The sequence below is a fragment of the Geminocystis sp. NIES-3709 genome (assembly GCF_001548115.1).
Taxonomy (GTDB): Bacteria; Cyanobacteriota; Cyanobacteriia; order Cyanobacteriales; family Cyanobacteriaceae; genus Geminocystis.
This window is the reverse complement of the sequence record NZ_AP014821.1, coordinates 3,757,010-3,768,824: the sequence shown is the minus strand read 5'-3', so window position 1 is coordinate 3,768,824 and position 11,815 is coordinate 3,757,010. Positions and strand designations below refer to the sequence as shown.

The window sequence follows — 11,815 nt, the reverse complement described above, 5'->3', positions numbered from 1 at the left end:
TAAAAATTCTATGAATGAGATAAAAGATTCCGATACAATTCAGGATTTAGAAAAACTTAAAACTATTGTCAATGATTTATTGATTAAAGCGGAAGAAAGAGTTAATTTTGCAGAAACAATACAAGAGGAAGCAAAATTGTTAAAAAATGATTTATTTAAACTAGAATCAGTATATAAATCGGTAGAATTACTAGGAGGAGAATCTAGTTTTATTAATTTAGTTAATCGTATTAAATCTGCTGAAGAATTTTTAAATACCAGTGAAAAAAAATATCAAAATTTAGATCAAAATATACAACAAGAGTTAGATTCAATTAAATATTTTTTGAATCAAAAACAGGAAATTATTAACACTATCAATGAACAATCAGAATTTTTGACTATTCAAAGACAAAAACTTGAAAAATATCAACAACAATTAAGACTAGAATATAATAATATCAAAAGCTCGATCGAGCCTATTTTAGAATTTATTAATTCAATTAATTCATCAGAAAATAATGATTTTTTAAAAACATTAATAGAAAAAATTAATAAATATCAAGAAAAAGGAGAAGGAGCAAAAAATAATCAAAATATATTTCAACAAAACTTTAATCTAAGTATTCAAGAAGGTATGAGTATGATCACAAAAAAGCAACAAAGTCTAGTAGATAAACAGACAATACAAGAAAGGAATTTAAAGGATTTAATTATAATAGTAAAAGAGATGCAAATGAAAATAAATAAAACAGAAAATAATATAAAAGCAATTTATGAATATCTTAAATTAAAGCCTTGGGAAAAATAAGAACAAAAATATTATGTCTTAAGCAGTCCTAAATCATTTGTGAACAATCAATTATTAGAAAAATTATCGAAAATACCATTACCATTGCCTATTGCCTTTTTTAAACAGTTTTTATAGAACTGGTTTAGGATTAGTATATGTTATTCTAAAAAGTTAACTAAAATAACATTATCTTTCTCTATGGATATTTTCCGTTATATTATCCCATTTTATCAACCAGATATAGATGAATGGTCATTAGAAGCAAGATTGTTGCGGTGGTTAACTTTTTTATGGTTATTAATCGGTTTAATTGCTTTATTTTCTGCTTCCTATGCCGTTGGCTTAGATGAATCTAACGATGGTTGGTTTTATTTTAAGCGTCAAGCATTTTGGATGATTATTGGTTTAGTTTGTTTCAAAATAGTTATAGAATTGCCCCTAAAAATTATCTTAAAATACTCACCTTGGTTTTATCTTGGTGCTTTAGTTTTAATTATTGGCACAGTGGTCGGTTTAGGAGAAAATATTAATGGTGCAGAAAGATGGATTTCTATTGGCCCAATTCAAATTCAACCCTCAGAATTACTTAAGCCCTTTCTAGTTTTACAAGGTGCGACTATTTTTGCCGGTTGGAAAAAACTACCTTGGCAAATTAAAGGTACATGGCTAGGTATTTTTGCTTTTACTTTAGCCTGTATTTTGAAACAACCCAATCTAAGTACAACTGCTTTATGTGGAATGACATTATGGTTAATGGCTTTAGCTGGTGGTTTACCCTATATACAATTATTAGCAACAGCAATGATGGGTATGGTGACGGCTTCTTTGAGTGTGGCATTAAATCCTTATCAGTTAAAACGAATTGTATCATTTACTGACCCTTGGAAAGATGCAAGAGGTGACGGTTATCAGTTAGTACAAAGTTTACTAGCAATTGGGTCTGGTGGTGAGTTGGGGGTAGGTTTCGGAATGTCTCAACAAAAGTTATTTTATCTACCTTTTCAATATACGGATTTTATTTTTGCAGTATTTGCCGAGGAATTTGGTTTTCTTGGCACTGTTATTTTAATTTTGATGGTGATAACTTATGCTACTGTCGCTTTTTTTGTAACTTTAAAATCTAATCACCCAATTAAACGTTTGATTGCAGTTGGTGTTATGGTAATTTTAGTCGGTCAATCTTTACTCAATATAGGGGTGAATGTTGGTGTTTTACCAACTACTGGTTTACCTTTTCCTTTTTTAAGTTATGGGGGTAGTTCTGTGATGAGTAGTTTAATTTTAGCAGGTTTATTGATCCGAGTTGCGATCGAGACTCAACAGGAAGTTATCAGAATGGAGAATTGAGAATTATCAACTGTCAACTTTTTTAACAGCTAAGGCGATGCCATCAACAATTATACGATGTTCTTGAATTTGGATTCGATCGTGTAAACTATCAGCAGTATCATCAGGGAAAATGGGTACAACAGCTTGAATTAAAATTAGTCCACTATCTACCTCTAAATCAACTAAATGGACTGTACATCCTGTTACTTTTACTTTTGCTTCTAATGATTGCTCAACGGCATTAATACCCTTAAAACTAGGTAAAATACTAGGATGAATATTAATCACTTTTTGGGGATAAGCGTTTAACAATTCCTGAGTAATAATGCGCATCCATCCGGCCATAACAACCCATTGTACTTGATGGGTTTGGAATACTTTGACGATCGCTTTATCAAAGGCTTTTCTGGTTTTGTAATCTTTGTGATTAAGTAAAACTGTAGGTATGTTTAATCGATCGGCTCTTTCTTTTACTTTAGCATTAGGATTATTATAGATTAAGACCTCAATCTTAGCATTTAATCTCCCCTCATTAATGGCTTGGGCGATCGCCTCAAAATTACTACCACTACCCGAAGCCATAACCCCCAATCTTACAGTATTCTCTAATTGTAATTGTTCTTTTGTTAAAGAGGGAGAAATCAAATAGGTGGAGTTTGTCATAGAAAATGATCAATTAATAATTCTTAATTAAATCATATCACCATGAGCAATCTCTAAAAAAACTACAATGCAAATAATTCCATAACTGCTTTTCTTGCCCACTCGTCAGCGTGTAAAATATCATCTAAACTGGGATCAGATTTATTTTGATCTGAAAAACGATCGCAAGCCGACTCAATTAAACGAGGAATGTCGAGAAAACCGATTTTTTCTTGTAAAAATAATGCCACTGCTTGTTCATTGGCGGCATTTAATATCGCTGGTAAACAACCTCCAACCCTCCCTACATCATAGGCTAATTGCATACAAGGATATTTATTATGATCTGGTTCTCGGAAGGTTAAACTGCCAACTTTGACTAAATCAAGGGTTTCCCAATTAGTAGGAATACGATCGGGATAAGATAAAGCATAGAGTAAAGGTAAGCGCATATCTGCCCATCCCAATTGAGCTAAAACGGAAGTATCCTGTAGCTCTATCATAGAATGAATAATACTTTGAGGATGAATAACTATATCAATATCATCATAATCTAAACCGAATAAATAATGAGCTTCAATGACTTCTAAACCCTTATTCATTAAAGTAGCAGAATCGATCGTGATTTTTTGTCCCATAGACCAGTTAGGATGTTTTAAAGCATCTTGTACTGTTACACTAGCTAATTTTTCTACGGGTAAATCTCGAAATGAACCACCAGAAGCGGTTAAAATAATTTTCCGTAAGCCTTTTTCGGGTACACCTTGCAAACATTGAAAAATTGCCGAATGCTCAGAGTCCGCAGGGAATAATTTTACACCATACTCTTTTATTAAAGGTAACACCACAGGGCCACCTGCAATCAAGGTTTCTTTATTAGCTAAAGCGATGTCTTTTCCAGCTTTGATAGCGGCAATAGTCGGTAATAATCCAGCACAACCGACAATCCCTGTAACAACACTTTCTGCATTGCCATAACTAGCAACTTCACAAATAGCGTCTTTTCCTGCTAATAAAATTGGTTGTTGAGGACAATCAGCGATCGCATTTTTTAAGTCTAATAATTTATCCGGATTTTGAATAGCAACTATTTCGGGGTTAAATTCTCTAATTTGTTCAGCTAAAAGAGTGATATTATTTCCGGCGGCTAATCCTACTACTTGAAATCGATCGGGATGATCTCTTACTATATCCAAAGTTTGAGTACCGATCGAACCAGTAGAACCTAGTATAGAAATTAGTTTCATAAATTAATATATAAATTTGATTATGAATATCTTTTGACAACTCCCCTGCCTAAAGGCGAGAGGATTCTTCCTTCACCAAAGGATGCCTTGTAAAAGCGGTGCCTTTACTCGGTCTTACTCTTTCTCCAGAAGCTCTGACGATATGCCCTACCGCATTTTAAATACGCAAACCTTCATCTCTGATATTTTTCGCTGTATTAACATCTCTGTCATGTATTTTCATACATCTAGGACATTGCCACAGCCTCATATCTAAACTTAAACTGTCCACTTGATGTCGGCAGTTACTACAGGTTTGAGACCTAGGGAAAAATCTATCTACTTCAAGGTAAATTTTACTTTCCCATTCTGCTTTATATTTAAGCATAGTGCAGAATTGCCTCCAACCACAATCACTAATAGATTTAGCTAATTTGTGATTTTTAACCATGTTTTTCACTGCTAAATTCTCTACACATATTACTTGGTTTTCGTTAACTATTTTGCGTGATAGTTTGTGCAAAAAATCTTCTCTACATCTAACTATTTTCTCATGGACTTTAGCTACCGCTTTTCTCGCTTTATGGCGGTTTTTAGAGCCTTTTTGTTTCTTCGCTAACTGTTTTTGTCTTTTAGCTAATTTTTTCTCATATTTACGGTAATGTTTAGGGTTTCCATGTTTGCTACCATCGCTAGTAATTGCAAAATGATTTATTCCGACATCAATACCAATCGCTTTACCTTCTGGGTTTTGCTCAGGAGTATCTTGCCCGTCATCATAGAGACAGGAAGCAAAATATTGTCCTGACGGATTTACAGAAATGGTAATCGATTTTAATTCACCGAATGGTAAACGAGAAACTTTACAGTAAACCTTTTTAATTTAACGCACATTTTGGGGAATGGTAACGAATTTAAGAAATATAAAGTTGTCCGAAAAGGACGGGGTTTTAAACCCAAGAATTTTGATAACAATTTCAGTAGATCCAAAAGTTATTGATGAGTTTAGAATATAGGGAGTTTGGGATGAGGAATTTAGAAGGAGAAATTAGCAAATTTTTATTATTAATTGTTAATCCTTCCTAACTGTCAATTATCAATTATCAATTATCAATATGGAAATCTTTGAACACATCAACAATTTTTTAAGTAATATTAATGATTCGATCGCTCAATGGGGAGCTTGGGGGGTTGTAGGATTTATATTTATCTATATCATCGCCACGATCGTATTAATTCCAGGATCTGCGCTAACATTAGGTGCTGGATTAATTTTTGGAGTAGTCAAAGGATCTATCTTAGTATCGATCGGATCCGTTACTGGTGCAACCCTTGCTTTTTTAATCGGACGTTATTTTTTGAGGGGATGGGTAGAAAAACAAATTGAAACTCAACCTAAGTTTAGATCGATCGATGCCGCAGTGGCAAAAGAAGGATGGAAAATAGTTGCTTTAACACGATTATCTCCCCTTTTTCCTTTTGTATTTTTAAATTATGCTTTTAGCCTGACAAAAGTATCCTTAAGAGATTTTTTCTTTGCTTCATGGTTTGGAATGCTACCCGGTACAATCATGTACGTTTATATTGGTTCAATACCCAAAACTGCCCTAGAAGCCACAACGGGGAATACTGATACATTACGTTTGATCCTTAATATGGTCGGCTTTATTGCCACGGTTGCAGTAACCATTTATATTACTAAAATAGCCAAAAAAGTTCTTGATGAAGAACAAAAAGAGATAAGCTCAGAGGCATCTAAGTAGAATATTGAGGATAGGCTCATTGGCAATAAATAAGATTTTCACCAATTTTTACTAAGATTAAACTATGCAAGTTAAATGGGTCTTAGTTTAACGCACAAATTATTCTCTTCAAAAGTATAATTTTTTACTATTAACAAAACTTATTGTTTTTTTTATGGTGAATTTCTATAATTTGATTGAATTTAACAATAAATTTATCGAATTCACATAAGAATAATGAAGAAATATGTAGCTGAGTTAATCGGCACTTTCTGGTTAGTTTTAGGCGGTTGTGGCAGTGCCGTTTTAGCCGCTAATTTTGGCGGCGATGGTAATCCTTTTGGGATTGCTTTTGTCGGGGTTTCCCTTGCTTTTGGCTTAACAGTATTAACTATGGCTTATGCTGTAGGACATATATCAGGTGGTCATTTTAATCCTGCGGTTTCCTTCGGTTTATGGGCTGGAAAAAGATTTCCTAGCTCGGAGTTATTACCCTATATTATTGCTCAAGTAGTAGGAGCAATTTTAGCCGGTTTAATTATTTTAATCATTGCCAGTGGTGCAGATGGTTTTGCTTTAACGGGAAGTAATCCTTTAGCTACCAATGGTTATGGTAGTCATTCTCCCGGTGGTTATTCTTTGTTATCTGCATTAATTACTGAAATAATAATGACTTTTATTTTTCTAATTATTATTTTAGGTTCAACAGATAGAAGAGCGCCTGCTGGTTTTGCACCTATCCCCATTGGTTTAGGGTTAACATTAATTCATTTAATAAGTATTCCTGTTACTAACACTTCAGTTAATCCTGCTAGAAGTACTGGAGTTGCACTATTTTCGGGCAATATCGAAATTATAGGACAATTATGGTTATTTTGGTTCGCCCCCATTTTAGGAGCAGTTTTAGCCGGTTATCTTTACTATAGCTATTTTGCTGAATCTTCTTCTCCTTCTGTGGAAGATATGGAAAATTAGGAAAAAGAGAAGATGGAAAGACTACCAAAAGAGGAGATCAATTAATTGTGCAGTAATCATTTATCTCTAGTTTGGATAATCAGTTATAATGATGCTTTGCTTTTTTTGGGGTCTTTGCGAAAAATTCTACTATAATTATTTAATCGAACCTAATATTAGACAGGATATATAAATCTTTGACTAAATATTTTGTTCTAAAATAAAATCAATTTTAAAGCAGAAGATTGAATCGAATTAGAATCAATTTTTGTTATTAATTCTTCCGAACTATATTTTCCTTCAAATGCTTCTAAAGATGCTTTTCTTATCGCCGTATCAAAGGCATCCGCTATTATTTCTCTTAATTCTTCTTCAGTGGCATAATAACCACCTGATTTACGCCTTTTATTAATTTTTTTTATTTCTTTAGTAGAATTATAAATAGAAAAATCCCAAGAGCGAGTTGTTCTTTTTTCTGCTTGTTGTTTGATTAAATGTAATAATAAAATAACTGCATAACTAAAAATTTTATTTAGTTTATCTTCTTTTGACATTTCCTCTAATTCTGCTATCAATTCGAGGGCTTGATGGTAATTTTTCTCCTCTATATATTGACGCAAAGTTAACAATTCTTCCATTTTATACTCCTTAGTAACCACAACTTTCTGAAAAACTGGATTTGGGCAAGTTGGCGTTAGTGATATTGGATATGAAAAAATAGCCACTTTTCTTATAACTTTTGCATCTTTGCGAGAGATACATTATAGATAAGTAAGCAACCTCTAATTAATATTAAGAATAGTATTTTTAGGAGTTTTGGCTGTTTAAGTTTCACAGATTTAACCCAACCTACAATACATGAATTTTATGATCACTATTCTAACGAAAAGGTGGGCTTTCCCCACCCTACATTTAGATTCTTTGATTAAGTCTTGAAAAACTATTTTTATAGTCATTTCAAATCAATATGAAACAAAATCAAAACCTGTAACTATTGTTTATCAAAGACTTAGGTTTTTAAAAGTGTCTCCAAGTTAATTGAAACAACTATAAGTTTGTGACTTGTTTTTAGGCTACGGTAACAGATTCCAAATTCTGATTACATCATTCCCATGCCAGGCATTCCCATGCCACCCATGCCACCCATTCCGCCCATGCCGCCCATATCAGGGGCTGGAGCTTCTGGTTGTGGTTTTTCTACTACTAAGGCTTCAGTGGTTATTACTAAACCAGCGATCGAGGCTGCATTTTGTAAAGAAATGCGTACAACTTTAGCAGGATCAATAATTCCCGCAGCGATTAAGTCTTGATATTCATTGGTTAAGGCGTTATAGCCGATATTAATGTTAGATTCTCTGACTTTTTCTACCACTACTGAACCTTCAACCCCTGAATTATTGGCAATTTGACGTAAAGGTGATTCGATCGCTTTCATCACGATTTCTGCACCAATTCTTTCTTCTTCAATGGTGAGGGTATCTTTAAAAGTAGCTAATTTAGAACACAAATGGATTAAGGTTGCACCACCACCGGGTACAATTCCTTCATCAACAGCCGCTTTAGTAGCATTTAAAGCATCTTCAATGCGTAATTTACGTTCTTTTAATTCGGTTTCAGTCGCCGCACCCACTTTGATAACAGCGACACCACCAGCTAATTTAGCAATACGTTCTTGTAACTTTTCTGCATCATAATCAGAATCAGTTTCTGCTAATTGTTTGCGAATTTGAGCAACTCTTTTTTGTACATCAGCAGTATTGCCACCATCTGCTACGATCGTAGTGTTATCTTTCTCGATAGTGATTTTACGAGCTTTTCCTAACATATCGAGGCTAACGGTATCAAGGCTTAAACCTATATCTTCAGAGATTACACGTCCTCCTGTTAGAATAGCAATATCTTCTAAAGCGGCTTTTCTGCGATCGCCAAAACTAGGAGCTTTGATAGCGGCTACATTTAAAACACCTCTGGCTTTGTTTACCACTAAAGTCGCTAAGGCTTCACCGTCCACATCTTCAGCGATAATTAATAAAGGACGAGCAGAACGTGCTACATTTTCTAATACAGGAACTAAATCGGCGATCGCACTAATTTTTTTATCAGTAACAAGAATGAAGGGATTTTCAAACTCAACAATTTGCTTTTCTTGATCGGTGATAAAGTAAGGAGATACATAACCTCGATCGATCTGCATACCTTCCACTACTTCTAATTCTGTAGCTAAAGACTTGGATTCTTCTACAGTAATAACACCATCTTTGGTTACTTTATCCATTGCTAGAGCAATCATTTCGCCGATTTCTTCATCATTACCAGCAGAAACTGTCGCAACTTGACTAATAGCCGAACCTTGTACGGGTTGTGCAATGACTCCGATTTCTTTAATTAAAAAGGCTACAGCTTTGTCAATACCACGACGTAAAGCCACAGGATTAGCACCAGCAGTAACATTTTTTAAGCCTTCATGAATCATTGCTTGAGCGATAACCGTAGCAGTAGTAGTACCATCTCCGGCGATGTCTTTAGTTTTGGAAGCAACTTCTCTAACTAATCTAGCCCCTGCATTTTGTAAAGGATTTTCTAATTCAATTTCCTTCGCAACGCTGACTCCGTCTTTTACGATTTCAGGCGCACCAAATTTTTTTTCTAATAATACATTTCTACCTTTAGGGCCTAAAGTTACTTTAACGGCATTAGCTAAAGCATTAACTCCTTGCTCTAAATATCTTCTGGATTCTTCTTTAAATGATACGATCTTAGCCATAAATATTTTAATTTAAGATTTTTGATTCACCATATATAAATTTAGCGCTCTTAGGGTCTGAGTGCTAATACGGTTATCAGCACCTTGATTAGTTTGTGTATTAATATGTTTGATTAAAGTTTCAAGGCAGGTTAGGTTAAAATATTATTCTTTAAGTTTTGATTGAAAGGATTAGTTAAATTGACTTATTCGTCACAGGATTTAGACATCGCAATTATTAGCATTATTGAAACGGCTAATTTTCTTGATAGTCAAGGTTGGACTCCAGCCACTAGCAGTAATTTTTCTCAAAGATTAGATGATAATTACTGTGCTATTACCGTATCAGGTAAACATAAAGGTAGATTAATCCCTGATGATATTATGGTGGTGGATTTAAACGGAAAATCCCAAGACGAGAAAAAACCATCAGCAGAAACTCTTTTACATACAAGTTTGTATGGTTGGAATCCTCATATTGGTGCAGTGTTGCATACTCATTCGCTTAATAGTACTTTGCTTACTCTTTTAACAGAAAATTCCTCATGGAAATTAAAAGGTTATGAGTTATTAAAAGCCTTTACAGGAATTTCTACCCATGAAAGTTCGATCGAAATCCCGATATTTGCTAATACTCAAGACATAGCTAGTTTGGCGGATGAAGTTATCGAATATCTAAACAAAAAAATTCCTTGTTGGGGGTATCTCATTCGAGGTCATGGAGCTTATACTTGGGGTAAGGATATGGCAGAAACCTTAAGACATTTAGAAGCGATCGAATATTTAATACAATGTGAATTAGAAATTATGCGTATTAAAGGTAAATAAATTTATGACGGCTTTAAAAGTATTTAATGAAGATAATCCTAGTACACCTATTTTTGATAGTAATACCTTATCGGAAACAGACAAAATAGATAAAATAACTTACCAATTAAAACAAGTTAACGTAAGATTTGAACAATGGCACACGATCGAAAGTCTAACATCAGGAGCGACTCAAGAGGAAATCTTAAAGGCTTATAAATCAGAAGTTGATCAATTAATCAATGAAGAAGGATATTTAACCGTTGACGTAGTTAGTTTAACGGCGGATAACCCCAATAAAAAGGCATTCCGTGAAAAATTTTTAAATGAGCATACTCACAGTGAAGATGAAGTGCGCTTTTTCGTAGATGGTGAGGGTTTATTTAGCTTACACATCGAAAATCAAGTGTTTGAAGTTTTATGCACTAGAGGAGATTTAATTAGTGTACCAGCTAATACTCGTCATTGGTTCGATATGGGAGAGAATCCCAATTTTATCGCTATTCGTTTTTTTAATAATCCAGAAGGTTGGGTTGCCAATTTTACGGGAAGTGATATTGCTAGTAAATTTTCCAGACTCGAAAACTAAGAGAAATTGTCATAATCAAGTAATTACGATCGATCCCTATATAGTATTTATCTTGATATAGTTCAATATATGGTATTAGACCGAAATTGCGATATAATTATGAGTTAGCTACAAGCGCACGGCTTGACAGATTTGTGTATTCAAAATTATGATTACAAAACGGAAATTGATAGAGGAAATGAAGGAGTTCGCGTCTGAAATAAGTCCGCAACCTTTGTGTAAAGCATTACATTTACCCGAAAGCGAAGCTCGTCCTGTATGCTGTTTTCAAAATGTGTTGGCTAAAGTCGAGAAGGATGGAGGCCGTATTTTATTTGGTTGGACTCTCCACCACCGTGTTAATTTACACCATGGCGATTATTTGATGGCAACACATCACGCAGTTTGGCTTGCTCCTGACAACAAACTTGTGGATGTGACACCTTTCACAGAAAGCCCACAACATCACCCATTTACCATTGGCGGTTTAGTCCTTTTCGTGGTTGATGAATTGGCAGAACCCGTTGATACAGGAACATTGGTAGCACCTTTACCACTCAAATTCTTTCCACTGAGTGATGGGCAAGAACTCAAGGACTATGTGGCTAAAATAACTAAAAAAGAGCTGAAAGCGTGTCAAGATATTTATAGTGGAAAGGTCGATCCTGCTCAAATTGCTGGCGTTTTCCGTAAACCGCACTAACCTAGCATTGAGCGTCGAAGTCCTAACTTGCAAGCCAACAAGTTGTGGCAAGTTAATTTAGTTTATAAAAATAAAAGATGTTCAAGGTAATTATGCTAACTGGATAGAATACTTTTTTTATTATAAAAATCAAGTTGATAAATTTATTTCTGTAGTTACAGACAAAATGCCATTTTTAGATTCTGAACTAGTACGGTTACTCTCTGAACTCAGTGAGTGTGGACATTTTAAAATGGTAGAAGCATCTGTTGCAACAGCATTTAGAAATACAGATTTGTCCGCTTGGGCGAATGGATTTCATGAATACTGTGTCAAATCATATGATCTCG

At 34.3% G+C, this 11,815-nt stretch carries 11 protein-coding genes and 1 pseudogene; 7 read left to right on the top strand and 5 right to left on the bottom strand.

From position 1 onward, the window contains the following. The first annotated feature begins 10 nt into the window (after window positions 1–10). Window positions 11–790 carry a hypothetical protein gene (locus tag GM3709_RS16070; protein ID WP_066121167.1) on the top strand — a complete coding sequence of 260 codons (780 nt, stop codon included), beginning with the start codon at window positions 11–13 and terminating at the stop codon, window positions 788–790. Between the two features lie 186 nt (window positions 791–976). Next, the gene (locus tag GM3709_RS16065; protein WP_082713084.1) at window positions 977–2,119 is read left to right on the top strand and encodes an FtsW/RodA/SpoVE family cell cycle protein; all 1,143 of its coding nucleotides are present in this window, start codon (window positions 977–979) and stop codon (window positions 2,117–2,119) included. A gap of 6 nt (window positions 2,120–2,125) precedes the next feature. On the opposite strand, the gene purN is transcribed toward GM3709_RS16065, so the two are convergent. From purN to GM3709_RS16050, 3 genes and pseudogenes are all read right to left on the bottom strand, one after another. Next, the gene (gene purN / locus GM3709_RS16060) at window positions 2,126–2,764 is read right to left on the bottom strand and encodes a phosphoribosylglycinamide formyltransferase (protein WP_066121162.1); all 639 of its coding nucleotides are present in this window, start codon (window positions 2,762–2,764) and stop codon (window positions 2,126–2,128) included. A gap of 62 nt (window positions 2,765–2,826) precedes the next feature. Next, on the bottom strand, window positions 2,827–3,990 hold the full coding sequence (dxr, locus tag GM3709_RS16055) for a 1-deoxy-D-xylulose-5-phosphate reductoisomerase (RefSeq protein WP_066121160.1): 1,164 nt from the start codon (window positions 3,988–3,990) through the stop codon (window positions 2,827–2,829). Between the two features lie 49 nt (window positions 3,991–4,039). Then, a pseudogene (locus GM3709_RS16050) lies at window positions 4,040–4,852 on the bottom strand (RNA-guided endonuclease TnpB family protein); the annotation flags it as partial. Between the two features lie 232 nt (window positions 4,853–5,084). Here GM3709_RS16050 and GM3709_RS16045 point away from each other — a divergent pair. Both GM3709_RS16045 and aqpZ read left to right on the top strand, forming a co-directional pair. After that, window positions 5,085–5,732, top strand: coding sequence for a TVP38/TMEM64 family protein (locus GM3709_RS16045; protein WP_066121158.1), 648 nt, complete (start codon window positions 5,085–5,087; stop codon window positions 5,730–5,732). A gap of 216 nt (window positions 5,733–5,948) precedes the next feature. After that, window positions 5,949–6,686, top strand: a complete 738-nt coding sequence (aqpZ, locus tag GM3709_RS16040) for an aquaporin Z (RefSeq protein WP_066121156.1) — start codon at window positions 5,949–5,951, stop codon at window positions 6,684–6,686. A gap of 194 nt (window positions 6,687–6,880) precedes the next feature. Here the strand turns inward: aqpZ and GM3709_RS16035 are convergent, their stop codons facing one another. Together GM3709_RS16035 and groL are read right to left on the bottom strand one after the other, a co-directional pair. Further along, window positions 6,881–7,303 (bottom strand): DUF29 family protein, encoded by a 423-nt coding sequence (locus GM3709_RS16035; protein WP_066121154.1) that lies wholly within the window; start codon window positions 7,301–7,303, stop codon window positions 6,881–6,883. Window positions 7,304–7,764: 461 nt separating this feature from the next. Then, a complete protein-coding gene (gene groL, locus GM3709_RS16030; protein WP_066121152.1) occupies window positions 7,765–9,429 on the bottom strand; it encodes a chaperonin GroEL in 1,665 nt (554 codons plus the stop codon). Window positions 9,430–9,609: 180 nt separating this feature from the next. Here groL and GM3709_RS16025 point away from each other — a divergent pair, with 180 nt between their 5' ends. From GM3709_RS16025 to GM3709_RS16015, 3 genes are all read left to right on the top strand, one after another. Further along, on the top strand, window positions 9,610–10,236 hold the full coding sequence (locus GM3709_RS16025) for a methylthioribulose 1-phosphate dehydratase (RefSeq protein ID WP_082713083.1): 627 nt from the start codon (window positions 9,610–9,612) through the stop codon (window positions 10,234–10,236). 4 nt (window positions 10,237–10,240) lie between these two features. Next, entirely contained in the window at window positions 10,241–10,804 is a 564-nt protein-coding gene (locus tag GM3709_RS16020; protein WP_066121149.1) for an acireductone dioxygenase, read from the top strand. A gap of 148 nt (window positions 10,805–10,952) precedes the next feature. Continuing rightward, complete coding sequence (locus GM3709_RS16015) at window positions 10,953–11,486, top strand: hypothetical protein (RefSeq protein WP_066121147.1); 534 nt, start codon at window positions 10,953–10,955, stop codon at window positions 11,484–11,486. Window positions 11,487–11,815 lie beyond the last annotated feature (329 nt).